We start from the raw sequence: 22,428 nt of genomic DNA, 5'->3' as shown, positions 1-22,428 counted from the left end.
TCTGACTACAACTGAACGATAGACCAAGGGGCGGGGGGACACTCCCGCCCCTTTCCTCTGAGCCAAAGGCTCCGACAAAAGCGTTGGGCCGCGCAGGCCGCGCCGAAGGCGCGGCCTGCGCCCCCGGGCGCCGCTGACCGCGGCGCAAATCCTCAAGAGACGGAGCAAGGCAAGATGGCCGGTCGCGTCAGGTGCCGCAGAACGTAGCCTTGATCACCTCATCCTCGGCCGGCGGGCGACGCAGATCGGCAAACTCGGCCTCATCCGCGAAGGGCGTGGCCAGTGCACGCATCATCCGTTCAAACGGCGTAAAGTCCCCCGCCACCGCCGCGGCGATCATCTGCTCGATGCGATGGTTGCGCGGGATCAGCACCGGATTGGCCCGCGCCATGGTGTCTTGTGGCGCATCCTCATCCGCCAGACGCTGTGTCCAGCGCTGCTGCCAAGCCTCAAATTGCTCGGGCGCCAAGAACTGATCTCGCGCGCTGCCCGTCGACAAAGCCCTGAAGGTGTTGGTGAAATCCGCCTGCCCGTCGGCCATCAGGCCCAGCAGGTCAGTAATCAATTCCATGTCCCCCTCCTGCGCACCCGTGATGCCGATCTTGGCGCGGAACCGGCGCAGCCAGGCCGCCTCGATCATCTCGGGCATCGCATGCACGATCTCTGTCGCCTCTTCGACCACGGCCTCGGGATCGTCGAACTGCTGGATCAGCGCGGTGGCGAGCTGGGCCAGGTTCCACACCGCGATCTGCGGCTGGTTGGAATAGGCATAGCGCCCCATGCGATCAATGGAGGAAAACACCCGGTTGGGGTGGAACACATCCATGAAGGCACAAGGACCATAGTCGATGGTCTCGCCCGCGATGGAGGAATTGTCAGTGTTCATCACCCCGTGGATGAAGCCGACGCTCATCCAGGCGGCAATCAGCTCCACCTGCGCATCACGCACCGCCCGCAACAGCCCCATCGGTCCTTCAGCCTGCGGATAGTGGCGTGCAATGGCGTATTCAGTCAGTGTTTTCAGCGCTTTGGCATCACCTCGCGCGGCAAAGATCTGAAAGGTGCCGACGCGCAGATGGCTTTTGGCCACCCGGGTCAAAACCGCGCCGGGCAGGCCGCCCTCGCGCCAGACGGTCTCGCCGGTTGCCACTGCAGCCAGCGCCCGTGTCGTCGGAATGCCAAGCGCATGCATCGCTTCGGAGACCACATATTCGCGCAGCACCGGCCCCAGCCAGGCCCGCCCATCGCCGTTGCGCGAATAGGGCGTGGGACCAGAGCCCTTGAGCTGGATATCGCGGCGGATACCATCGCTGCCGACAACTTCGCCCAGCAGCACTGCGCGGCCATCGCCCAACTGCGGGTTATAGTTGCCAAACTGGTGGCCCGCGTAGAGCTGCGCCAGCGGCGCGGCCCCGTCGGGTATCGCATTGCCGCCAAAGATCTCGGCCAGCGCCGCATCTTCCGCGCGCTTCACACCAAGCAGCTCGCCCAGCCCGTCATTGAAGGCCAGCAGACGCGGCGCTTTCACCGGGGTCGGATCTTGCCGGGTGTAGAAGTCGGGCGCCAGTTGCGCATATGTATTGTCAAACGGGATATTCAGGGTCATGCGCCAAGCATATGGCGCCGCGCCTGGAATACCACCCGCAATCACGCCAAGACCGGAGCAGAATCGCATGACACAGGACATGAGCGCAGACGAGATCATCCACACCCTCGGGCTCGCACGCCATCCCGAGGGCGGTTGGTATCGCCAGACCTGGATTGAAGACACCCGCGAGGAAACGCGCCGCCCCTGTGGCACCTGTATCTATTTCTTGCTGGGCGCGGGCGAGCGCAGTCATTGGCACCGGGTGGACGCCACCGAGATCTGGCTCTATCACGCGGGCGCTCCGCTCATCCTGTCCCTGTCGGCACACGATGAGGGGCCGGCCACCGACCACATCCTGACCCCGGATCTGCATACCGGCCGTCCGCAGCTGATCGTGCCCAAGGACCATTGGCAGGCCGCGCGCAGCACCGGCGATTGGACGCTGGTCAGCTGCACCGTGTCGCCGGGGTTCGACTTCGCCGGCTTCACCCTCGCCCCGGAAGACTTTGATATTCCGCGATAACCTTCTTGACTCCGTCAGAGAGGTTTCGCTTCGGGCACAGCCCGAAGCGCCGCGCAGCCGTTCCGGCTGCGCGGCGCTTGGCCCAACGGGAGCGGAGGCATTTTACATGCATCGCGCGACGGGCGGGAGCGCTCGCCGCCCAGTGACAATCCGCCTCAACCGGCGCGCATGCTCCAGCCGTCGGGCACCGTCAGGATTCCACCGCCAACACAGGCCCGAACGCCGGTGGTGCGCGGCGCGGAGGTCGCCAGACCACGCGCCACCCGCACAGCCAGATAGGCAAAGGCCTGCGCCTCCAGCATGTCGCCATCCAGCCCCACCGCCTCGACCGGCTCCACCGGGCAATCCAGCGATACCCGCAGCATCTCCATCAGCACCGGGTTGTGCCGCCCGCCACCGGTGACCAGCAGCCGTTTGGGCGACTCCGGACAATGCTCCATACCCTGCGCCACCGCAGCCGCACACATGGCGGTCAGCGTCGCTGTCGCATCGGCATCGCTAAGTTCGCTCACCAGCCCGATCATTTCTGGGAAATCATTGCGATCTAGGGACTTCGGCGGCATTCTTGAAAAATAAGGCTCCGCCAGAAACAGTTCCAGCGCACCATGTTCGACAGTGCCACCGCTGGCGACCTTGCCGCCCTCGTCCATCTGCATGCCCAGTCGCGCCTGCAGGAAATCATTGATCGGCGCATTGGCCGGACCGGTATCAAAGGCCAGCAACGCGCCCACATCCTCTGGGCGCGCCACGCGCGGATCAACATAGGTCAGGTTGCCCACGCCGCCGAGGTTCAGGAAACACAACGGCTCTGCCGCGCCGATATACTGCGCGCAGGCATGGTGGAAAAACGGCGCAAGCGGCGCGCCCTCGCCGCCCATGGAAACATCATCGGAGCGAAAATCCCAAACCACGGGCCGCCCTAGCGCCTCGGCCAGAACCGATCCATCGCCCACCTGAAGCGTGCCCTGTAGCCGTGGCGCATGGGCCACCGTCTGGCCGTGAAATCCGATCAGGTCCACGTCGAGGTGGTCGCGCATCAACTCCACATGCGCCGCCTCGACCACCCGCGCCGCTGCTGTCACCGCGTCCCCGCTCCACTGCCCCAGCGCCGCCCGCACCACCGCGCGTTCCTCACTGGAATAGGTGCGATAGCCCACCTCGCCAAAGCCGAAGATCGCCTGCCCGTCGGTCTCCAGCACCGCAACATCCACCCCATCAAGCGACGTCCCGCTCATGGCCCCAAGGGCGCGCACCGGCCCGGACTTGGATATGGCTTTGCCCATCTCTGCACTCTTCCTTGCAAATCCGGGCCGTATCACCCGTTGTCACAGGTATTACACTGTGCATTTTGTCCCGAAAACAGGTTCCAACCCTTCGCGATGCGATTTATACAGCCGCTTGCATATTCAAAAGCCGAGGCATGCTATGACCTACCATCCGAAATCGGACTTCATCGCCATCATGATGGAACGCGGGTTCCTGGCGGACTGCACCGATTATCAGGGTCTCGATGAGGCGCTGGTGAGCGGAACGCAGACGGCATACATCGGCTATGACGCCACCGCGCAATCGCTGCACGTGGGCCATCTTCTCAACATCATGATGCTGCGCTGGCTGCAAAAGACCGGCCACCGCCCGATCACACTGATGGGCGGCGGCACCACCAAGGTGGGCGATCCTTCTTTCCGCTCTGATGAACGGCCGCTGCTTGGCCCCGAACAGATCGACGCCAATATCGCCGGCATGCAGAAGGTGTTCGCCAAATACCTCAGCTACGGCGACGCGCCTTCCGATGCGCAGATGCTCAACAATGCCGAATGGCTCGACGATCTGAACTATCTCGAGTTTCTGCGCGACATCGGCCGGCATTTCTCGGTGAACCGGATGCTGGCCTTTGAAAGCGTGAAATCGCGCCTGGATCGCGAGCAGTCGCTGTCGTTTCTTGAGTTCAACTACATGATTCTGCAGGCCTATGACTTCCTGGAGCTGAACCGCCGCTATGGCTGCGTTCTGCAGATGGGCGGCTCGGACCAATGGGGCAATATTGTCAACGGCATCGACCTGACACGCCGGGTGCTGGAGAATGAGATCTACGGCCTGACCTCGCCGCTGCTGACCACCTCTGACGGGCGCAAGATGGGCAAGTCGCAGGGCGGCGCCATCTGGCTCAATGACGAGATGCTGAGCTCTTATGAGTTCTGGCAGTTCTGGCGCAACACCACCGATGCGGACGTGGGCCGGTTCCTGAAACTCTATACCGAGCTGCCGGTCGATGAATGTGACCGTCTTGGCGCATTGCAGGGGTCGGAGATCAACGAGGGCAAGATTATCCTCGCCAATGAGGTGACCACGCTTCTGCACGGGGCCGAGGCCGCCAAGGCTGCCGAAGCCACCGCGCGCGAAGTGTTCGAGAAGGGCGGTGTCGGGGACGACCTGCCGACCCTATCGCTCTCGGCGGCGGAGCTCGGAGACGGCATTTCAATCGTCCAGCTGATCGTGAAATCCGGCCTGGCCAAGACCGGTAAGGAAGCCAAGCGCCTGATTGCTGAAAACGGTGCCAAGATCGACGACGCACCGCTGACGGACGCCGGGCTGATGATCGACGCGGCCGCGCTTGCCTCGCCGATCAAACTCTCCGCCGGCAAGAAGCGCCACGCCTTGGTGCAGCTCGCGGGCTAAAATCTGACAGTCGGGTGAGAGGGGCGCCGTCGCTCTCACCCGACCCTCTCAAGCGAGCCAATTCACGCCGGGCTATCTCCGTATGGAATCTATTCCGATGAAAGAGGCGGGGGCTTTGGGCCAGATCGCTCCCCTGATCCGTGGGCGCCAAGTGTGAGGCCGCGCCTCACAAAACCAAAAATTCGATCACTGTCAGAACAATGAACGTCGGCACCGACAGGACCGTCGCGATCAACAGTGCTGCGCATTTTGTCATCCGCGCGGCCGGGGCTGTCTTGCCGAGGATTTTAACGGGCGTTTTCATGGTGTCATTAACCATCAATTAGGTTTCCATCCTGTTAATGGCTGCATGTTCGACCTTGGCTCCGCAGATGTCATGCCCCGCCCCATACAGCGTTCTCCCCTTGCCCGCACGCTCGCACAATCGTCAGAGTTCACGCGCGCGCTGCGCTGTGCTGGGCAGGACGTGATGGTGCTTGACCGGATGCAGGACATGGTTGTCCTGCGGCGCAGGATCTGGGGCATGCCGATCGCCATGATCAACCGCGCCGATCTGGTTGTGCCTGCCCGTCTGCTGGAGATCTTGCAGGAAGAAGGCCTGCGTCGCACCCCGGTGATCCTGTCGCCAGAACGCCCCGTTTCGGATCTCGCGCGGCTGGGCGTCCTGCCCCTGATGACCCCGGCCAGCATCGGGCAACTGGACATCCTCCCGTGTCGCGACGCGCAGCGCGCTGGTCTGGAGCAGAAATGGCGCAATCGTCTGGTCCACGCCGAGGGCAGTTCCCTGAAAATCACCCGCCAGAACATGCCTCTCAAATATGATCACTGGCTGCTGCAGGCGGATGCTGCGCAGCAAGTGAAACGCCGCTATCGCTCTTGGCCCACGGCCCTGACCCTCGCTTATGCCAAAGCCAACCGGGGCTGCGCCAAATTGTTTGAGGCGCATGAAGGGCATGAGACCGTCGCCGGCATCCTGGTGCTGACACATGGCGACGGGGCGACCTACCATATCGCCCACAGCTTGGATCGCGGCCGAGCTCTGTCGGCCCATAACCTCCTGATGTGGCGAGCAATGAACTGGCTGGCGGACAAGGGCATCCGGCAGTTGGATCTCGGGGTGCTCAACACCGAAGACGCCAGCGGCCTGGCCCGGTTCAAGCTGGGCACCGGTGCCCGCGTCGAACGGCTCGGCGGCACCTGGGTTTACTGGCCGCCCCTTGGGCGACGTCTGGCGCCGCTGGCCGCTCTGGATCGAAAGCTGATGGGGATCTGACAGGGCGGGTCGACACTGGACAGACACGCTGCGCCATGATTATTTGAACGTATGTTCATTTCATGGGAGGAGCGAGAAAGATGAGACTCGCAACCACACGCGCCGTTGTCACCGGCGGCGCATCCGGCCTTGGCGAGGCCACCGCCCGCCATTTCCGCAATGCAGGTGCTGCCGTCACCATCCTGGATCGCGACACGGATCGCGGCATGAGGATAGCCGACAGCATCGGTGCGCATTTCGCAGAGACGGACGTCACCAGCGAAGAAAGCGTAGAGGCCGCGATTGCGCTGGCACAGGAAAAGATGGGCGGGCTGACCGCAGCGGTGAACTGCGCCGGTATTGCGCATGCGATCAAGACTGTAGGGCGCGACGGCCCGCATCCCCTTGGCGCGTTTCAGAAAACCGTCGACATCAACCTGGTTGGCAGCTTCAACGTCTCGCGTCTGGCCGCAGCGGCGATTGCCAAGAACGATCCAGAGCAAGACGGCGCACGCGGCGTCATCATCAACACTGCGTCGATCGCTGCCTTTGACGGGCAAAAGGGTCAGGCAGCCTATGCAGCCTCCAAGGGCGGCATTGTTGGCATGACCCTGCCGATGGCCCGCGACCTGGCGTCCTCCGGCATTCGGGTCATGGCGATCGCACCGGGGATCTTCATGACACCGATGCTGGCGGGACTGCCGGAAGAGGCCCAAGCGCAGCTGGCAGCGGATGTTCCGAATCCCGCACGTCTCGGCGATCCGGAGGAATATGCCCGGCTGGCCGGTTTCATCGTCGAAATGGGATATCTGAACGGCGAGGTCATTCGCCTCGACGGCGCATTGCGAATGCGCTGAGGTCTTGCGCGGGCGGGCCTCTCCCGTCCGCTCTTCGCCATGCATGGTGCCTCAGGTCGTTCCAAATCTTCCTGATCGCAGTGGGCCTGATCCGGTTCGGCATGGCGCCGCGCGCGCCCCGCAGGGGCGCGCGCGGCGCCGGTCGCTTCGGGCAAAGCCCGAAGCGAAACACCTGTTCAGCCGCCCGCCTTCTCTTCCAGCACCAGCCATTCCTCTTCCGCAGCAGCCAATTTTTCCTGTCTCTGAACAAGAGCTTCGGTGGCCTTCTTGAACTTGACCGGTTCCCGCGTGAACAACTCGGGATCCGCCATCAGCTGCTCCAGCTTGGCGATTTCCTGTTCCAGCCGGTCAATCTCAGCCGGAAGCGCCTCGAGGCGGTGCTTTTCCTTGAAGCTCAGCACCTCCTTTGACGTTTGCGCCTCCGCCTTTGCCTTCGACTTGGTCGCCTTGGGTTTCTCTGCCTTCTCGACAACCTCAGCCGGCGCCCGCTGCGCGAGGTAATCGCTCCAGCCTCCGGCATAGGCGGTTGCATTGCCCTGCCCTTCCATCGCCACCGTCGTGGTCGCCACACGATCCAGGAAATCCCGGTCGTGGCTCACCAGCAGCACGGTGCCGTCATAGCCGTCCAGCAATTCCTGCAGCAGGTCGAGCGTCTCTACGTCCAGATCGTTGGTCGGCTCGTCGAGCACCAGCATATTGGAAGACCGCGCCATGAGTTTCGCCAACAGCAAACGCGCCTTTTCGCCCCCCGACAGGGAGCGGACAGGCGCGCGCACCTGACGCTCGTCGAACAGGAATTCCTTCAGGTAGCCAACCACATGTTTGGGCTGGCCCCGCACCATGACCTGATCCGCCTTTCCGGAAATCCCCATCAACGGATCGGCCGTCAGGTTTTCCCACAGGCTGGCATTGCCATCAAGCTGGTCGCGGGTCTGATCGAACACCGCAACCTCCAGATTGGTGCCGAGCTTCACGCTGCCCTCGTCCGGTGTCTCTTCGCCCAGCAGCATCTTCAGAAGCGTGGTCTTGCCAACGCCATTCGGGCCAACAAAGGCCACCCGGTCGCCGCGCTGCACGGTGAGGGAGAAGCCGGACAGGATCTGCTTGTCGCCGAAGCCTTTGCTCAGCCCCTCGGCCTCGATCACCTTGCGGCCGGATTTTGGTCCCGCGTCCAGATCCATCGCCGCCGCACCCTGCCGTTTGATCTGGCCGGCGCGTTCGGATTTCAGATCGTGCAGGGCGCGCACCCGGCCCATGTTGCGCTTGCGGCGGGCAGAGATGCCCTCCACCGCCCAGCGGCTCTCGGATTTGATCAGCCGGTTGAGCTTGTGACGCTGCATGTCCTCCTCTTCCCAGATCTTGTCGCGCCAGGCCTCGAAATGCTCGAACCCCTTGTCCTGACGGCGCACCTGTCCCCGGTCGACCCAAAGCGTGGCGCGGGTCAGCGCCCGCAGGAATGCCCGGTCGTGGGAGATCAGCACAAAGGCGGCGCGGGTCGAGGCCAACTCGCTCTCCAGCCAGGAAATCGCCTCGATATCAAGGTGGTTGGTCGGCTCGTCCAGCAGCATCAGCTCCGGTGCTTCGGCCATCAGCTTGGCCAGTGCGGCGCGACGCCGCTCGCCGCCGGATGCGGTCTCGACCGGCCTTGCCGGGTCAAACTTCAGTCCCTCGCCAGCGCGCTCAACACGGTACAGCTCCCCCGGTTCCAGCTCGGAGGCGGCAAAATCGCCCAACGTGGCAAAGCCCTCCATCTTGGGGTCCTGCTCCATGTAGCCGACGGAATTGCCCGGCGGGATCACGATGGAGCCGGCGTCCGCCTCCACCAGGTTCGCCATGACCTTCATCAGGGTCGATTTACCGGAGCCATTGCGCCCGACAAGCGCCACCCGGTCCCCGGGCTGCACCACGAGATCGAGATCGGAAAAGATCGGATCACCGCCGAAGGTCAGCGAGATACCGGACATCTGCAAAAGAGGAATACGTGCCATGACAGCGAGCTAAACCGCGCCGCAGGCTTCGTCAACGGGCCATGCGCGCTCGCGGGCAACGCGCGGTGCCAGAACCGACGAGCTCAGCAAGAAGCCCGCCTCCCGATGACAACAATCCGGGCAAGGGAGGGCGGCGCCCGTCCAGCCTATCCCGCCACCGCGCGCAGCAAGCGCTTGCGGGCGGGCGGAATGGCACCGATCTCAAGGCCGGTAAAGACATGCAGCGTGTTCATATGCTTGTCGACCACCGCGTGATCGCTCACCCAGCCGCCCATCATCAGATATGTACGCAGCAACGGCGGCATCCGCAGCATGGCTTTCTTGGCGTCCGGTTTGCGCCGCAACCGTGCGGCAAAGCGGAATACATTAGGCGCCTTCACCCGCGGCAACCAGCGTTTCGGCGCAAGGTGGCGATGCTTCAGCATTGCAAAGGCATCGAGATACTCGGCGGTCTCGGTACCGGCAAACGACGAACAGCCAAACAGCATCTGGATGTCCTCCCGGTCCACGAATGCGGTCATCGCCCCCCAAGCCACGCGCAGAATGTCGGGATCGCTCCAGCCCTGATGAATGCAGAATCGCCCCATCTCCACCATGCGGCCCTCGAAGTCCCGCAGGCCGGAGAGGTCATAGAACTGCGCCGAATAGGTGCGCGCGACCTCATGGCCGCCTTCCAGCACCAGCATGCGGAAACAGCAGACCAGCGCGTCGCTGCGGGTGTCCTCCACCAGCACATGGGCGCAGGTGGCGTCAAAGTCGTCCTGATCGATCTCCGCGGTGCGAAAGCACAGGGTGCGCAGGGCTTGAACCGCCGCGATGTCCACCGGGCCCGCCGCAAGCCGTGCTCGATACCGGCCTTTCGATAGCAAAGGACCGTTGGCCTCGTCTGTCGGTGAAATGTCGGACCGGGGTGTCGTGGCCATGAACTGCTCGCGTCTGATCTTGACTGCAATCGCGACCGCTCCGCGTCGGGGCGGCGGACTGCTTGCATTGCTATCATGACACATGTGAAGCCCGGGTGACGAATCCATCCCCCGAGCTCATAATTTACGCGTGGTGCAGCCTTATTGCTGCAGGAAGCTGCCGGGGTTGAAATTGCCCAGGTTGCCGACAAGCTGTCGCAGGAATGTCTTGTCCTCCAGGCTCGAGTCGGTCACGCGGCGTTCCAGCGGAATGACCCGGCCATCCTCCAGCGTGTAGCGCTGCACGCTGTCCACCACGCCTGACGATGCGAAGGTGATCGCCACCAGATCGCGCGAGACCACCTGAGGCTCCTTTGCGCCAAAGCGTTTGACCCGCGAGGTCACGTAATAATATCCGCTTTCGTCGGCCAGCGAGTCGATTGTCGGCTCCCCAACGGTTTCAGCGACCGAGTCGCGGGTATCCACGCCGACCACAACCTCGTTCAGAAGGTCTGGTCCGGGGATCCAGCCATGCTTGCGATACTGGGCGGTACAGGCCGTCACGGCCAACACCGCTCCGACAAGAAGCGCGCCCCGCAATGCGGTTTTTACGGTCTTCGGACTTGCAATCATGCGCTTCCCCTGCCCTTCGGGTTGATAAAGACTGAAGTCCCGATTACCTAACTCGGGCTTCTGGTTCAAGAAATGAAAGTACACACGTGAGTTCGCACCCTTCCGAGACGACAGCCCTGCGGGTTGCCGAGTTGCCCCAGAACCGCCCGACACAGTTTTCGGTGGTTCCGGACGCAGACACACTCCGCGCCATCGCTCATGATCTGGGCGTCGACACACTGCGCAAACTCCGCTTCGAAGGCGAGATCAAGGCGCGCGGCAAGCGGGACTGGACCCTGACAGGCAAACTTGGCTTTACAGTCGTGCAGCCCTGCGTCGTGACGCTGGAGCCGGTGACCAGCCGGATCGACACGCAAGTGGAGCGCCTGTTCCTTGCGCATATCGCCACCCCCGAAGAGGAAGAGGTGGAAATGGCGGAGGATGACAACGTCGATGAACTGGGTGAAACCATCTCTCCGTTTGACGTTATGGTTGAGAGTGTTGCCCTGCATCTGCCGCAGTATCCGCGCAAGGACGGCGCGGAACTGGGACAAAGCCTGCACGCTGAACCCGGCACCAAGCCGATGACAGACGAGGACACCCGCCCCTTTGCAGGGCTTGCAGATTTGATGAAACCAAGCGACAAGGACACCTGAACGACGCATTCGGATGTGCGGCTCAGGATGTCCTGGACTGCAATATCTGATGTCACCTGAATTCTTGCTGGCACTTACGTGCTGGCTCTCCTAAGAAAAGCCTTGCGCCGCCGAAGATTCGCAGTATTTTTGCGCGCTCATCGGAATTTTTGGTTGGACATCGGAGAGACTGCGGCCTACACGCACGTCACACCGGACGTCACACCGATTGACACGGAAACATGAAACGCGCCCGACGGCTCTCTTGCCTGGTGGCCCTAGTTAGACAAAGGTTGAGACATGGCTGTCCAACAGAACAAAGTATCCAAATCGCGCCGCAACAACCGCCGCGCGCACGATGCTCTGGTTGCTGCAAACCCGAACGAATGCTCGAACTGCGGTGAACTGCGTCGTCCTCACCACGTGTGCCCGTCCTGCGGTCACTATGACGACAAAGAAATCGTAGCACAGGCCGACGAGATCGACCTGGACGAAGACGCGGCCTGAGTCGAAACGGGATCACGAATGCCAGGCAGGCACGCAGTCGTATGACGGGTAACACCGCTCCATCGCAGGCAGATGCCCGCCGCACCGTGATCTCGGTGGACGCCATGGGTGGCGATGCCGGACCGGCTGTTGTGGTCGCAGGCATCGCCAAATCCGCCAAGAAGAATCCCGATATCCGGTTTCTTCTTCATGGTCCTATCGAACAGCTCGAACCACTCGTGGCCCGCAGGAAGCACTTGGCGGGCCGTGTAGAGATTCGTGACGCGCGCGACGTCGTCACGATGGAAGACAAACCCAGCCAGGTGATGCGCAACGGCAAGGGCACCAGCATGTGGTCCGCCCTCGAAGCTGCGCGCAATGGCGACGCTGCTGGCGTGGTCTCTTGCGGCAACACCGGTGCGCTGATGGCGCTGTCGATGCTGCGCCTGCGCAAATTGCCGGGCGTCAACCGACCCGCGATTGCGATTCTCTGGCCCTCCCGCAACCCTCAGGGCTTCAATGTGATGCTCGACGTAGGGGCGGACGTGCGCGCCGACGCGGAGGATCTTCTGCAATACGCCCTGATGGGCACCTCCTACATTCGCAACTCGATGGATTTGCCCTGCCCGCGTGTCGGCCTGCTGAATGTGGGCACCGAGGAGCACAAGGGCCGCGCCGAACTGAAAGAGGCCTATGCGCTGATCTCTCAGAATGCGGAAAAGGCCAACTACGAGTTTGTCGGCTTTGTTGAAGGCAGCGACATTCCCGGCGACATCGCAGATGTGATCGTCACAGATGGCTTTACCGGCAATGTGGCGATCAAGACCGGCGAAGGCACCGCAAGTCTATTGCGCTCCGCCCTGCGCGAGGCGTTTGAATATTCGATTCTGTCGCGGCTTGCCGCGCTTCTGGCCTATACGTCCCTGGCACGGCTGTCGAAACGCATTGACCCGCGACGGGTCAATGGCGGCATTTTTCTCGGCCTCAACGGAACCGTTGTCAAATCCCACGGCGGCGCCGATGCAACAGGCGTATCTGCCGCCATCAAACTCGCGTTTCTCCTTGCAGAGCAAGGCTTTGCGGAAAAGCTTGCAGCCCGGGTTGCATCCGCCGTAGAGCTTGCCCAAGATGACGCAACGTCCGCAGACGCGGACGAACCCGGCGATTCTGAGTCCGGGAGCACGAACTAGAAGGCAGGCAAAAGAATGACGCGACGCGCAGTGGTGATTGGCGCAGGGCACTACCTCCCCGAACGCATTGTAGAAAACGCGGAATTCGAAGCCACGCTGGAGACCTCCGACGAATGGATTCGCTCCCGGTCCGGCATCGAACGCCGCCATTTCGCGGCCGAGGATGAAACCACCTCGCAGATGGCGACCCGTGCGGCTGAAGCTGCGCTGAAATCCGCCGGCCGCACTGCTGCGGATGTGGACGCCATCGTTCTGGCAACCTCCACGGCCGATCTGACCTTCCCCTCCGCCGCCACCATGGTGCAGTCGCAGTTGGGCATGACCAAAGGCTTTGCCTTTGACGTCCAGGCGGTCTGCGCGGGTTTCGTCTATGCCCTGTCGAATGCCAATGCGCTGATCGCGTCCGGTCAGGCGGAGCGTGTGCTGGTCATTGGCGCCGAGACCTTCTCGCGCATCATGGATTGGACGGATCGCTCCACCTGCGTGCTGTTCGGTGATGGTGCCGGCGCGATTCTTCTGGAGGCCCAGGAAGGCGACGGCACCAGTGCTGATCGCGGTATTCTGGCCACCGATCTGAACTCCGATGGCCGCTACAAGGACCTGCTCTACGTGGATGGTGGTGTTTCGACCCAATCCACCGGCCATCTGCGCATGCAGGGCAACCAGGTCTTCCGCCACGCGGTCGAAAAACTCGCATCAACCGCGACCACCGCACTGGAGCGCGCAGGCGCCAGCACGGATGACGTGGACTGGATCGTGCCGCATCAGGCCAATATCCGCATCATTCAAGGCACCGCAAAGAAAATGGGCCTGCCCATGGACAAGGTGGTCGTGACGGTACAGGATCACGGGAATACATCCGCAGCCTCCATTCCGCTGGCATTGTCCGTCGGCGTCGAGCGTGGCCAGATCAAACAGGGTGATCTTATCGTGACCGAAGCCATTGGCGGCGGTCTGGCTTGGGGTGCCGTGGTTTTTCGGTGGTAAAGCCGACGAAACAGCGCCTTCCAATTCATTGATATTGACAGGGAAATTCTCAACACCCTATTGTTTTTGAAAACAATGGGGATGGCGATGACCGAAAAAACAATTACGAGAATGGATTTGAGCGAGGCCGTGTTCCGCGAGGTTGGCCTGTCACGCAATGAAAGCGCACAGCTGGTGGAGAGCATGTTGCAACACATGTCGGACGCCCTGGTGCGCGGTGAACAGGTGAAAATCTCCTCCTTTGGCACCTTCAGCGTACGCGATAAATCTGCCCGCGTGGGCCGCAACCCAAAAACTGGCGAAGAAGTTCCAATCCAGCCGCGCCGGGTCCTGACCTTTCGGCCGTCTCACCTGATGAAAGACCGCGTCGCAGACGGCAACCGAAAGTAACCCCGAGACGGCTGACCCGTCCGTTACCAAACCGGCTCTGCGCGCAGGGCCTCATCCAGTTGCGCCGCAGCGCGCCACCGAAACAAGAGAGATGCCCCAATGTCCAAGTCACCTGACGCCTTTCGCACCATCAGCGAAGTCGCGGAATGGCTGGATATTCAGGCCCACGTCTTGCGGTTCTGGGAAAGCAAGTTCACTCAGGTCAAACCGGTCAAGCGGGCTGGTGGACGGCGCTACTATCGACCGACCGACATGCTCCTGCTGGGCGGCATCCAGTATTTGCTGCATGAAAAAGGGTTGTCGATCAAGGAAGCGCAGGCGCTTGTCCGCGAGGAAGGCGTTCAGCATGTGCAGAGCCTCTCAAAGCCGCTGGAAGCTGACGAAGCCGAGGACGAGACACCGCCCGTGGAGGCCAAACCTGTCAGCAAATGGGTCGAGCCTGACGCGGTTCAGCCGCCTGAACCCGAGGCGCCCCGTCCCCCGGTCGTGGATCGAGATCCGCCGGAAGAGCCGGAGCCCCCTCTGCGCACGTCAGCCCCCCCGACACCTCCGCCGTTCAGCGCCCCGCCGCCTACAGCGCCGGTGGATCACGCAGATCAGCTCGAAGGCCAACCTCTCAATGACCAGCAAGAGGGCGAGGACGCAGGGTCTCCTGCTTCAGCCGCTCCTGCCGCCGCACCTCCAGCAGCGCCTGCCCCTCCTACGGCGCCCACCGTCCAGCCCGATGTGGCCCAGACACCCTCGGGCGCGGAACCGCAGGAACGCGCTGTGGGGGCAGCACCGATAGATACGGCCCTGCCGTCCGCGTCGGAGCGCCCAGAAGGCTCCGCCGATGCTCAGCCCGTGCAGGACACTGACATGTCTCAGCAAAATGCGCACCCTGCAGAGACGCCCCCGATTTCCGCTTCCACGTCGAACGCGGGGGACGAGCCTGTGGCATTGACCGACGCGCCGCCAGCTGCGGTTGAGGCCAACGCAAGTGAAACGCCTGCCGAAAGCAGCGCCGACCATGCTGCGGGCCACTTCGAGGGTGACACTGAGGGCAGCGCCGAGGGCAACACTGATGTCCAAATCGACATGCCCTTTGATCTGCCAGATGCTCCCCAGCGCCCACGAGATCTGTCGGAGCAAGGGCCCGCGCCCTCACACAACCCCGCTCAGATCTCCGATGCCGCGTCTGATGCTGCACCAACTGCGCAACAGGATTTCTTTGCCAGCTCAACCGCCAAGGACACTGCGCCCACGGCGAATGAGGACGTAGAAGACGCATCGCGCCCGCAGTCGGCTCAGCCTTCAAGGTCTGAGCCCTCAGAGACGCCTGCGCCGCAGACAGCTCCCATCTCCAGCCCATCGGCCCCGCACGCAGCCCCTCAGGAGGCAAGCCCGCAGGCCGCATCTCCATCTGCATCCGAAGACGAGGCGCCAGAGGCCGATGCCTTTGCCGCGCCGACCCCGATGGAGGACGCAAGCGGATTTTCAACGCACCGGGAGTCTGCTGCCGCTGACGATGCCGCCACAGCGGAGCCTGCAGACACGTCCGCCACCGCCCTTGAAAGCGATCCCGAACCCGAGGGTCCGGACAGCAGCCCGCCTGCGACAGAGCCGGCCCCGGAGGTCCCCTCGCCAGCCGAAGGTGAGACCGCAGCCCCGACCAGAACAGCGGAAGAGATCGCACGTGCCATGGCCGCCATGGCAGAGATCATACCGAGGCAGGATCAGGCCTCTGCACCGGACCAATCTCCTGCCCCTGCTGCCGAAACTGATGACGATCAGATCACCCCTGCAGCGACCCCGGATATGCCGGAAGATGCGCCAGATACCCCGGAGGCGGCGCCGGACACATCTGACGCCCCTGTCGAAGAGGTGCCGATCTCTGCCGTGGCCGACACATCGGAATTCACCGATCCGTCCAGCGCAGAGGACGTAGACGCCGACGATGACATCAGTGAAAGCGTCGCTGAGATCGAAACCGCCTCCAGCGATATGGCGTCTCCCGATGAGGGCCTGCCCACAAAGTCCAATGACGACAGTGATGCGCAAGACAGCGATCCAGTGCAGACCACGCCGGAGCTGGCAGCGGATGAGCCGCAACAGACGTCCCTGAGGGCGAGAGTCGTCGATGTCCCTGATGAGCCGCAAGGGACCATTCCTGCCGGGGTTCTTCAGCGTTTGTCCTCAGTGGCGGCACAGTCACCCGCGCAATCCGCGGTGCTGAGCGAAATCATCGAGGATCTGCGCCACTTTGGACAGCAGCGCTGATCCGCCTTTCTGGCGAGGGCAAAATGAGGCGCGTTGAAAAAGCGCGGAAAAGCAAATTCGCCTCTTGCCCCTGCCGCAAAAAGCAGTAGAAAGCTCCAACAACGGGCTATGGCGCAGCCTGGTAGCGCGTCCGTCTGGGGGACGGAAGGTCGCAGGTTCGAGTCCTGCTAGCCCGACCATAATAAAACGCCCGAGCGGTCACCGCTCGGGCGTTTGTGTATCCGCCGCCTGCTTTGTCGTTGGTTTTCCAAGGTAAATTCTCGGCCTCAAGTGACAAGGCGATTGTGGCACGACAGAATTTGCGTCAGCATCCTGCGGGACAGCGACGCCATCAGGGGGAACGGCAGATATGACCGGTGTTTTGCCCAGCCAGACGATCGAGACCATGCTTGCCCGCGCGGAGATCACCCTCGATGCGCCGCTGATCGAGGGTCAGATCCAGCCCGCCAGCCTTGATTTGCGCCTTGGCACAGTTGCCTATCGTGTTCGCGCCTCCTTCCTCGCCGGTCAGGGCCGCACCGTGTCCGAACGGCTGGACGAGTTTGAGATGCATCGCATCGACCTCAGCGACGGCGCCGTGCTGGAAAAGGGCTGCGTCTACGTGGTGCCGCTGATGGAATCGCTCGATCTGCCCGCCAACATCACCGCCGTCGCGAATGCCAAAAGCTCCACCGGGCGGCTTGATCTGCTGACCCGGACCATTACCGATGGCGGCGAGGAATTCGACCGCATCCGCGCGGGCTATACCGGTCCGCTTTATGCCGAGATCTGTCCGCGGTCCTTCTCGGTGCTGGCACGCCCCGGCATGCGCCTCAACCAGATTCGCTTCCGCGACGGGCAATCGGTGCTGGATGACGACACCCTCGCCGCTCTGCATGCCGACACACCACTGGTCGATGGCGAGGCCGTCATCGAGGATGGCTTGGGCTTTTCCGTCGATCTGCGCCTGCCGGGCACCGATCTGGTGGGCTACCGCGCCAAACCGCACACCGGCGTGATCGATCTGGACCGGATTGGCGCCTATGACCCCAGCGACTACTGGGAGGAGGTGCGCAGCGACAAGGGTCGCATCATCCTCGATCCCGGTGCGTTTTATATCCTCGTCAGCCGGGAGGCGGTGCATATCCCGCCCGAATATGCCGCCGAAATGGCGCCCTACCTTGCCATGGTGGGCGAATTCCGGGTGCATTACGCTGGGTTCTTCGATCCCGGTTTTGGCCATGCCGAGGCAGGTGGAGCAGGGTCACGCGGAGTGCTGGAAGTGCGCTGTCACGAGGCGCCCTTTGTGCTCGAACACGGTCAGGTGGTGGGCCGTCTGGTCTATGAACGGATGGCCTCCCTGCCCGAGCAGCTTTATGGTGCGGGCATTGCCTCCAACTATCAGGGCCAGGGGCTGAAGCTGTCGAAACATTTCCGCAGCCCCGCCTGAGGCACCTCAGCGCGGATAACTGACGCTTTCTAGGTCCGCCGTGACATCCGCCTGCGCGGTGCGTTCCAGCACTGTCGACAGGGTCAGATAGGTGCTTGTGCCGCGCACCCCCTCGATATCGTAGACCTTTGATAACAGCCCCTCCAGCGCCTGCGGGCTGGCAACGCGCACCTTCATGATCAGGCAGGTATCACCAGTGGTGGAATGGATTTCCTCCACCTCGGGGAATTGCTCCAGCGCCATGATCTCGCGCGTTTTGCCCCAGCCGATGGTATCCACATGGATGAAGGCGAGAATCGGCTTTCCGACCTGCGCCCCGTCGATTTGTGCTACGGTGGCCTTGATTGCGCCCGAGGCCCGCAGCCGCTTGACCCGTTCATGCACTGCCGGTGCCGACAGGCCCACCTGTTCGCTGATCGCCGCATAGGACTGCGTGGCATCCTGGCTCAGCGCGCCTAATATTCTTCGGTCCAGCGCGTCCATACCCCGTGCGGATCGTGTTGAGGTCCGAATGCTCTCTGTTTTTTCCACCATCAGATCTTTAACACCTTCACAGAATGATTTTCGCCAATTAAGCCAAACTGCCGAATGAAATTCAATCTGGATTAAGCCTGACCATGCCATCTTCTGCCCCGCCGCTCTGGATCTCCATCGCCACGCTTATGTGTGCCATTGCCATTGTGGGCACCAATGCGCTGTTGCTCTCCCCCTTGGTGCAGACCGTGGGCGCGGATCTCTCCGCCAGCCCAACGCAGGTGCTTTGGGCCTCCAGCGGTTACGGGTTGGGGGTGGCGGCAGCGGCGCTGCTGATTGCCCCGATCGGAGACCGCATCGGCAGCGGTCGGCTGTTGCGGATGGCGCTGGCAGTTCTGACCGTTGGCTTTGTTGCCAGTGCCCTTGCCCCCGGCCTGATCGCGCTGATTGCCGCGCAGGTGCTCTGCGGCATCGCCGGTGGGGCGGCCCTGCCCTCGATCTACACAATGGCGGCGGTGATCGCCCCAAAGGGGCGCGAGGCGCGGGTGGTCGGCGCGGTCATCACCGGCTGGACTCTCTCGCTGGTGCTGGGGGTCAGCCTCGCTGCATGGAGCGCCGAGTTCCTTGGCTGGCGCATGGTCTACGGGGCCCTTGCGGCGCTGTGCGCTCTGGTCTGGGGGCTGAGCGCACCGCTGGCGCGGCTTGATGCGCCGGGGGGTGCGACCAGCTCGCCGCTCAGCGCGCTCCGGGTGCCCGGCATGGGGCGCGGTATCCTCGCCTCGGTCGGCCTCATGCTCAGCTTCTATGTGACCTATTCCTATACCGGCGCCCATGCCACCATCGATCTTGGCCTCAGCACGGGTCAGGCCGGGCTCTTGCCGCTAATCTACGGCCTGGGGTTTGGCGGCGCGGTGCTGCTGGACCCGCTCCTTGACCGCATCGGCATGGCGCGTGCCACCACACCGGTGTTTCTCGCACTCACCCTGACTTATGTGGCAATGGGCGTACTGGGCGCCAGCTATCCGCTGTTTCTGGCGCTGGCGGTGCTCTGGGGGATCTTCCAGCATTTCGGCCTGAACCTGCTGGTGGCGCGGCTCACCGCGCTGGACCCGCGCCAGCGAGGTGCGATCATGGGGATCTACTCGACCACCACCTACCTCAGCGTCTTTGCCGCGCCCTTTGTGGGTGGCATCGGCTTTGCGACACTGGGAATTCTGGGCTGCGTTCTGATTTCAGCGACCCTGACTATGATCGCCGCAGTCGAGGCACTGAGCCTGCGGCGCACCACCGCGCTCAGCTCTTCTCCCGCGCCGCACGACGTGCCCGACGCGCCTGTCTGACCTCGCGGATACGGGCGCGCTCGGCCTCTTCCTCGGGCGTGCGCTGCGGCTTTTGCGGCGCGCCTTGCGTTTCGTCCTGGCCCCGGCGTGCCGCCTTCTTGCCGTCGGCCCGTTTGCCAACTGCATTGATGCCGGCGTTGACGCCCGCGTTCACCGCGCGCCCGATCAGGCGGCGCAAGACCATATTGGCGATCCGATCAAATCCCATGAGGACCTCCCTTGGGGTCTGAGTGTAGGTTTGCTGCGTTCGCCATACATATAGGTGCGGAGTACGGCGATTTCTTGGCATGAGCAAAGAGGAGCGAGCGCCAAGCCCCGGGTCAGTCCTCGAACAGCTCCGGCTGCTCTTCGTCCTGTCGCTCGTCCTCGCTGTCGCCCTGACCGATCGGGAAGGCGCTCGGCGGTGGACGGTTCTCCAAGAGCCCGGCGGCGCGCAGCTCCTTCAGCCCCGGCAGATCGCGCGCGCTCTCCAAACCAAAGTGATCGAGGAAGGTCGGTGTCACCACAAAGGTCACCGGCCGCCCTGGCGTCATCTTGCGCCGCCCCAGACGGATCCACTCCATCTCCAGAAGCTGGTCGATGGTGCCCCGCGACACCGATACACCGCGGATCTCCTCGATCTCGGCCCGTGTCACCGGCTGGTGATAGGCGATGATCGCCAGGGTCTCGATCGCCGCGCGCGACAGCTTGCGGCTCTCCACGGTTTCCTTCTGCATCAGATAGCCAAGATCCGGCGCCGTGCGCATCGCCCAGGCGTCCCCCACCTGCACCACCCGCACACCGCGCCCCTCGTAGCGTTTGCGCAGATACTCCAGCGCCTCGCCCGGGTTGCAGCCATGCGGCATGCGCGACACCAGATCGCGCACCGTCACCGGCTCGGCACTGGCAAAGAGCACCGCCTCTACCATACGCTCCTGCTCTGCCATCGGTGGCGCATCGAACAGGCTGTCACTGTCCTGCTTCGCGGACGGCTCATTGGGGCTGTGGGTCTGGTCGTCCATCATATATCCTCTAGCCGGTTGCGCAGCTGAATGGGGGCGAAGCTCTCGCTCTGGCGGATCTCCATCTTGCCCTCCTTCACCAGCTGCAGCGAGGCGGCGAATGTGGCGGCGGTGGCAGAGCGGCGCTTGACCGGATCACTGTGCCAGCCGTCCGGCAGATAGCTCAGCATATCGGTCCAACTGCCGGTAAACCCCAGCAGGCTGCGCATACGTTCCAGCGCCTCTTCCATGGTGAAAACACTTTCGCGGTCCATCACGAAGGGGCGGAATTCGTCCTTGGTGCGGATGCGCGCGTAGCCCTGCATGAGGTCCAGAAGGTTCGCGGTATAGGTCACCGTCTTGATGCGCTGCACGTCCTCGGCCTGCCCGCGGGCAAAGAAGTCCCGTCCCAGCTGGTCGCGCCCCATCAGCCGCGCAGCGGCGTCGCGCATCGCCTGCAGGCGCTCCAGCTGGAACGCCAGATGCGCCGCCAGTTCCTCGCCCGAGGGGCCTTCTTCTTCCGGGTCGGGGGGCAGCAGCAGGCGCGATTTCAGGAACGCCAGCCAAGCCGCCATCACCAGATAATCGGCGGCCAGCTCGATGCGCAGCTCCTTGGCCTTTTCCACGAAGGTCAGGTACTGGCGCGCGAGTTCGTAGACAGAGATCTGGCGCAGATCGACTTTCTGGGTGCGCGACAGCGTCAGCAGCAGATCAAGCGGCCCTTCAAAGCCATGCACATCAACGATCAGCGCCTCGGCTTCGAGGCGTTCCTCGACCGAAATCTGCGTCTCATCCGGAAATAACGAGTCTTCGTCAGCCATATACCTGTCCGCCCATGAGGGCAGATAGTTCCGCTTCAGCCGCATCCGTGTCAAGCGCAGCAGGGGTTTGGCGGCAGGCAAGTGCCGCCTCGGCGCGCCGTTGGGCGGCATCCGTCATGCAGCCGGCAGCCTCAACAACGGCAGCACGGGCCGCCAGCGAAGAGTTGCAAAACAGCGCCACATCGCAGCCCGCATCGAGGGATGCCCTCGCAATTGCCCCAGCCGCCATATCTGGATCGTCTGGCTGCAGGCCGGACAGCTCAGGTGCCCACAAGGCCTTCATCGAGATATCATCGGTCATCACCAGACCGTCATAGCCCAGCTCCTGCCGGACCACCTGCATCATCACCGGCGACAGGGTCGCAGGACGCGAATCAAAAGCGTCGTAGACCAGATGCGCGGTCATCGCCATCGGCAGATCCTTCAGCGGCGTGAAGGCGGCGAAATCCTCGGCCCGCAGCACCTCCGCCGGGGCAGTCACATGTGGCAGGTCGTGGTGACTGTCCATGCTGGAGCGGCCATGGCCGGGGATGTGCTTCATCACCGGCACCACGCCACCGTCCAGATGCCCCGCCGCACAGGCGCGGGCAATCGCGGCCACGCTGGCGGCATCCGTTCCGTAACAGCGGTTGCGCAGAAAGGGATGCGTGTCAGCGCTGGCGATATCCGCCAGCGGCGCGCAATTGCTGTCGATGCCAAGCGCATGCAGCTCCGCCGCGATCAGCCGTGCCCGCAGATACATCGCCCGCACCGGGTCGGTGGCCGCCTGCACATGGTCCAGCGCCGGACGCCACTCGCGTGCAAGCGGCGCGCGCAGCCGCTGCACCCGACCGCCTTCCTGATCGATGGTGATCAGGCACTCATGCCCCGCCGCCTCGCGGAAATCATCACAAAGCGCACGGATCTGATCGGCGCTGTCGATATTGCGGGCAAAGAGGATAAAGCCAAAAGGCGCCGCCTCGCGGAACAGCGCCTTTTCATCCGCCGTCAGCCGATGGCCTTCGGCGTCCAGAATGGTGGCCCCGAACCGCATCGG

At 63.1% G+C, this 22,428-nt stretch carries 23 protein-coding genes and 1 tRNA gene; 14 read left to right on the top strand and 10 right to left on the bottom strand.

The window, feature by feature from the left end:
• Positions 1-187: 187 nt before the first annotated feature.
• Positions 188-1,606: a protein adenylyltransferase SelO gene (locus R0J92_RS04300; RefSeq protein WP_411050842.1), complete on the bottom strand. Its 1,419-nt coding sequence runs from the start codon at positions 1,604-1,606 to the stop codon at positions 188-190.
• 67 nt (positions 1,607-1,673) lie between these two features.
• Between R0J92_RS04300 and R0J92_RS04295 the strand changes: the two genes are divergently transcribed.
• On the top strand, positions 1,674-2,111 hold the full coding sequence (locus R0J92_RS04295; protein WP_411050841.1) for a cupin domain-containing protein: 438 nt from the start codon (positions 1,674-1,676) through the stop codon (positions 2,109-2,111).
• 155 nt (positions 2,112-2,266) lie between these two features.
• On the opposite strand, the gene R0J92_RS04290 is transcribed toward R0J92_RS04295, so the two are convergent.
• Positions 2,267-3,394 (bottom strand): anhydro-N-acetylmuramic acid kinase, encoded by a 1,128-nt coding sequence (locus R0J92_RS04290; RefSeq protein ID WP_411050840.1) that lies wholly within the window; start codon positions 3,392-3,394, stop codon positions 2,267-2,269.
• A 142-nt stretch (positions 3,395-3,536) separates the two neighbouring features.
• Here R0J92_RS04290 and tyrS point away from each other — a divergent pair, with 142 nt between their 5' ends.
• The 4 genes from tyrS to R0J92_RS04270 all read left to right on the top strand — a co-directional run bounded on the left by tyrS (position 3,537) and on the right by R0J92_RS04270 (position 6,899).
• Complete coding sequence (tyrS, locus tag R0J92_RS04285; RefSeq protein WP_411050839.1) at positions 3,537-4,790, top strand: tyrosine--tRNA ligase; 1,254 nt, start codon at positions 3,537-3,539, stop codon at positions 4,788-4,790.
• 200 nt (positions 4,791-4,990) lie between these two features.
• On the top strand, positions 4,991-5,116 hold the full coding sequence (locus tag R0J92_RS04280) for a hypothetical protein (protein ID WP_411050838.1): 126 nt from the start codon (positions 4,991-4,993) through the stop codon (positions 5,114-5,116).
• 23 nt (positions 5,117-5,139) lie between these two features.
• Positions 5,140-6,063, top strand: a complete 924-nt coding sequence (locus tag R0J92_RS04275; RefSeq protein WP_411050837.1) for a GNAT family N-acetyltransferase — start codon at positions 5,140-5,142, stop codon at positions 6,061-6,063.
• 80 nt (positions 6,064-6,143) lie between these two features.
• Positions 6,144-6,899 (top strand): SDR family NAD(P)-dependent oxidoreductase, encoded by a 756-nt coding sequence (locus R0J92_RS04270; RefSeq protein WP_106164556.1) that lies wholly within the window; start codon positions 6,144-6,146, stop codon positions 6,897-6,899.
• Positions 6,900-7,075: 176 nt separating this feature from the next.
• Here the strand turns inward: R0J92_RS04270 and R0J92_RS04265 are convergent, their stop codons facing one another.
• From R0J92_RS04265 to R0J92_RS04255, 3 genes are all read right to left on the bottom strand, one after another.
• Positions 7,076-8,887 (bottom strand): ABC-F family ATP-binding cassette domain-containing protein, encoded by a 1,812-nt coding sequence (locus tag R0J92_RS04265; RefSeq protein ID WP_411050836.1) that lies wholly within the window; start codon positions 8,885-8,887, stop codon positions 7,076-7,078.
• A 146-nt stretch (positions 8,888-9,033) separates the two neighbouring features.
• Complete coding sequence (locus tag R0J92_RS04260; protein WP_106164606.1) at positions 9,034-9,810, bottom strand: GNAT family N-acetyltransferase; 777 nt, start codon at positions 9,808-9,810, stop codon at positions 9,034-9,036.
• A gap of 141 nt (positions 9,811-9,951) precedes the next feature.
• Entirely contained in the window at positions 9,952-10,422 is a 471-nt protein-coding gene (locus R0J92_RS04255) for an outer membrane protein assembly factor BamE (RefSeq protein ID WP_106164554.1), read from the bottom strand.
• 86 nt (positions 10,423-10,508) lie between these two features.
• Between R0J92_RS04255 and R0J92_RS04250 the strand changes: the two genes are divergently transcribed.
• From R0J92_RS04250 to R0J92_RS04215, 8 genes are all read left to right on the top strand, one after another.
• Complete coding sequence (locus R0J92_RS04250) at positions 10,509-11,057, top strand: DUF177 domain-containing protein (protein WP_317385968.1); 549 nt, start codon at positions 10,509-10,511, stop codon at positions 11,055-11,057.
• A 279-nt stretch (positions 11,058-11,336) separates the two neighbouring features.
• A complete protein-coding gene (gene rpmF / locus R0J92_RS04245) occupies positions 11,337-11,543 on the top strand; it encodes a 50S ribosomal protein L32 (protein WP_005623419.1) in 207 nt (68 codons plus the stop codon).
• 41 nt (positions 11,544-11,584) lie between these two features.
• Positions 11,585-12,712: a phosphate acyltransferase PlsX gene (plsX, locus tag R0J92_RS04240; protein WP_106164552.1), complete on the top strand. Its 1,128-nt coding sequence runs from the start codon at positions 11,585-11,587 to the stop codon at positions 12,710-12,712.
• 15 nt (positions 12,713-12,727) lie between these two features.
• The gene (locus tag R0J92_RS04235; protein WP_411050835.1) at positions 12,728-13,699 is read left to right on the top strand and encodes a beta-ketoacyl-ACP synthase III; all 972 of its coding nucleotides are present in this window, start codon (positions 12,728-12,730) and stop codon (positions 13,697-13,699) included.
• A gap of 87 nt (positions 13,700-13,786) precedes the next feature.
• Complete coding sequence (gene ihfA / locus R0J92_RS04230; RefSeq protein ID WP_106164605.1) at positions 13,787-14,089, top strand: integration host factor subunit alpha; 303 nt, start codon at positions 13,787-13,789, stop codon at positions 14,087-14,089.
• Between the two features lie 99 nt (positions 14,090-14,188).
• The gene (locus R0J92_RS04225; RefSeq protein WP_411050834.1) at positions 14,189-16,348 is read left to right on the top strand and encodes a MerR family transcriptional regulator; all 2,160 of its coding nucleotides are present in this window, start codon (positions 14,189-14,191) and stop codon (positions 16,346-16,348) included.
• 102 nt (positions 16,349-16,450) lie between these two features.
• Positions 16,451-16,527: transfer RNA gene (locus R0J92_RS04220), tRNA-Pro, on the top strand.
• 170 nt (positions 16,528-16,697) lie between these two features.
• Entirely contained in the window at positions 16,698-17,777 is a 1,080-nt protein-coding gene (locus R0J92_RS04215; protein WP_411050833.1) for a 2'-deoxycytidine 5'-triphosphate deaminase, read from the top strand.
• A gap of 6 nt (positions 17,778-17,783) precedes the next feature.
• Here R0J92_RS04215 and R0J92_RS04210 read toward each other — a convergent pair whose 3' ends face one another.
• On the bottom strand, positions 17,784-18,311 hold the full coding sequence (locus R0J92_RS04210; protein WP_411050832.1) for an Lrp/AsnC family transcriptional regulator: 528 nt from the start codon (positions 18,309-18,311) through the stop codon (positions 17,784-17,786).
• Between the two features lie 83 nt (positions 18,312-18,394).
• Here R0J92_RS04210 and R0J92_RS04205 point away from each other — a divergent pair, with 83 nt between their 5' ends.
• Positions 18,395-19,591: an MFS transporter gene (locus R0J92_RS04205; protein WP_411050831.1), complete on the top strand. Its 1,197-nt coding sequence runs from the start codon at positions 18,395-18,397 to the stop codon at positions 19,589-19,591.
• Here the strand turns inward: R0J92_RS04205 and R0J92_RS04200 are convergent.
• From R0J92_RS04200 to nagZ, 4 genes are all read right to left on the bottom strand, one after another.
• Positions 19,545-19,799 carry a hypothetical protein gene (locus tag R0J92_RS04200; protein WP_411050830.1) on the bottom strand — a complete coding sequence of 85 codons (255 nt, stop codon included), beginning with the start codon at positions 19,797-19,799 and terminating at the stop codon, positions 19,545-19,547. The genes R0J92_RS04205 and R0J92_RS04200 overlap by 47 nt on opposite strands.
• Positions 19,800-19,911: 112 nt before the next feature.
• Positions 19,912-20,592, bottom strand: coding sequence for an SMC-Scp complex subunit ScpB (gene scpB / locus R0J92_RS04195; protein WP_106164547.1), 681 nt, complete (start codon positions 20,590-20,592; stop codon positions 19,912-19,914).
• Positions 20,592-21,392: a segregation and condensation protein A gene (locus tag R0J92_RS04190; RefSeq protein WP_411050829.1), complete on the bottom strand. Its 801-nt coding sequence runs from the start codon at positions 21,390-21,392 to the stop codon at positions 20,592-20,594. Before R0J92_RS04190 ends, scpB begins: the two co-directional genes overlap by 1 nt.
• Positions 21,385-22,425 carry a beta-N-acetylhexosaminidase gene (gene nagZ / locus R0J92_RS04185; RefSeq protein ID WP_411050828.1) on the bottom strand — a complete coding sequence of 347 codons (1,041 nt, stop codon included), beginning with the start codon at positions 22,423-22,425 and terminating at the stop codon, positions 21,385-21,387. Before nagZ ends, R0J92_RS04190 begins: the two co-directional genes overlap by 8 nt.
• Between the last annotated feature and the right edge of the window lie 3 nt (positions 22,426-22,428).

The sequence above is a fragment of the Tritonibacter sp. SIMBA_163 genome (assembly GCF_046535935.1).
GTDB lineage: Bacteria > Pseudomonadota > Alphaproteobacteria > Rhodobacterales > Rhodobacteraceae > Epibacterium > Epibacterium scottomollicae.
The sequence above is the reverse complement of the archived record's forward strand: the minus strand, read 5'-3'. Positions and strand labels throughout refer to the sequence as shown.

What these genes read in the sequence shown, in the direction of transcription:
- R0J92_RS04280 (WP_411050838.1), top strand. Translation starts at nt 4,991, where the DNA reads ATGAACGTCGGCACCGACAGGACCGTCGCGATCAACAGTGCTGCGCAT.
- R0J92_RS04210 (WP_411050832.1), bottom strand. Translation starts at nt 18,311, where the DNA reads ATGGTGGAAAAAACAGAGAGCATTCGGACCTCAACACGATCCGCACGG.
- R0J92_RS04295 (WP_411050841.1), top strand. Translation starts at nt 1,674, where the DNA reads ATGACACAGGACATGAGCGCAGACGAGATCATCCACACCCTCGGGCTC.
- R0J92_RS04290 (WP_411050840.1), bottom strand. Translation starts at nt 3,394, where the DNA reads ATGGGCAAAGCCATATCCAAGTCCGGGCCGGTGCGCGCCCTTGGGGCC.
- tyrS (WP_411050839.1), top strand. Translation starts at nt 3,537, where the DNA reads ATGACCTACCATCCGAAATCGGACTTCATCGCCATCATGATGGAACGC.
- plsX (WP_106164552.1), top strand. Translation starts at nt 11,585, where the DNA reads ATGACGGGTAACACCGCTCCATCGCAGGCAGATGCCCGCCGCACCGTG.
- R0J92_RS04300 (WP_411050842.1), bottom strand. Translation starts at nt 1,606, where the DNA reads ATGACCCTGAATATCCCGTTTGACAATACATATGCGCAACTGGCGCCC.
- R0J92_RS04260 (WP_106164606.1), bottom strand. Translation starts at nt 9,810, where the DNA reads ATGGCCACGACACCCCGGTCCGACATTTCACCGACAGACGAGGCCAAC.
- R0J92_RS04225 (WP_411050834.1), top strand. Translation starts at nt 14,189, where the DNA reads ATGTCCAAGTCACCTGACGCCTTTCGCACCATCAGCGAAGTCGCGGAA.
- R0J92_RS04205 (WP_411050831.1), top strand. Translation starts at nt 18,395, where the DNA reads ATGCCATCTTCTGCCCCGCCGCTCTGGATCTCCATCGCCACGCTTATG.
- scpB (WP_106164547.1), bottom strand. Translation starts at nt 20,592, where the DNA reads ATGGACGACCAGACCCACAGCCCCAATGAGCCGTCCGCGAAGCAGGAC.
- R0J92_RS04255 (WP_106164554.1), bottom strand. Translation starts at nt 10,422, where the DNA reads ATGATTGCAAGTCCGAAGACCGTAAAAACCGCATTGCGGGGCGCGCTT.
- R0J92_RS04215 (WP_411050833.1), top strand. Translation starts at nt 16,698, where the DNA reads ATGACCGGTGTTTTGCCCAGCCAGACGATCGAGACCATGCTTGCCCGC.
- R0J92_RS04200 (WP_411050830.1), bottom strand. Translation starts at nt 19,799, where the DNA reads ATGGGATTTGATCGGATCGCCAATATGGTCTTGCGCCGCCTGATCGGG.
- rpmF (WP_005623419.1), top strand. Translation starts at nt 11,337, where the DNA reads ATGGCTGTCCAACAGAACAAAGTATCCAAATCGCGCCGCAACAACCGC.
- nagZ (WP_411050828.1), bottom strand. Translation starts at nt 22,425, where the DNA reads ATGCGGTTCGGGGCCACCATTCTGGACGCCGAAGGCCATCGGCTGACG.
- R0J92_RS04190 (WP_411050829.1), bottom strand. Translation starts at nt 21,392, where the DNA reads ATGGCTGACGAAGACTCGTTATTTCCGGATGAGACGCAGATTTCGGTC.
- R0J92_RS04235 (WP_411050835.1), top strand. Translation starts at nt 12,728, where the DNA reads ATGACGCGACGCGCAGTGGTGATTGGCGCAGGGCACTACCTCCCCGAA.
- R0J92_RS04265 (WP_411050836.1), bottom strand. Translation starts at nt 8,887, where the DNA reads ATGGCACGTATTCCTCTTTTGCAGATGTCCGGTATCTCGCTGACCTTC.
- R0J92_RS04275 (WP_411050837.1), top strand. Translation starts at nt 5,140, where the DNA reads ATGTTCGACCTTGGCTCCGCAGATGTCATGCCCCGCCCCATACAGCGT.
- R0J92_RS04270 (WP_106164556.1), top strand. Translation starts at nt 6,144, where the DNA reads ATGAGACTCGCAACCACACGCGCCGTTGTCACCGGCGGCGCATCCGGC.
- ihfA (WP_106164605.1), top strand. Translation starts at nt 13,787, where the DNA reads ATGACCGAAAAAACAATTACGAGAATGGATTTGAGCGAGGCCGTGTTC.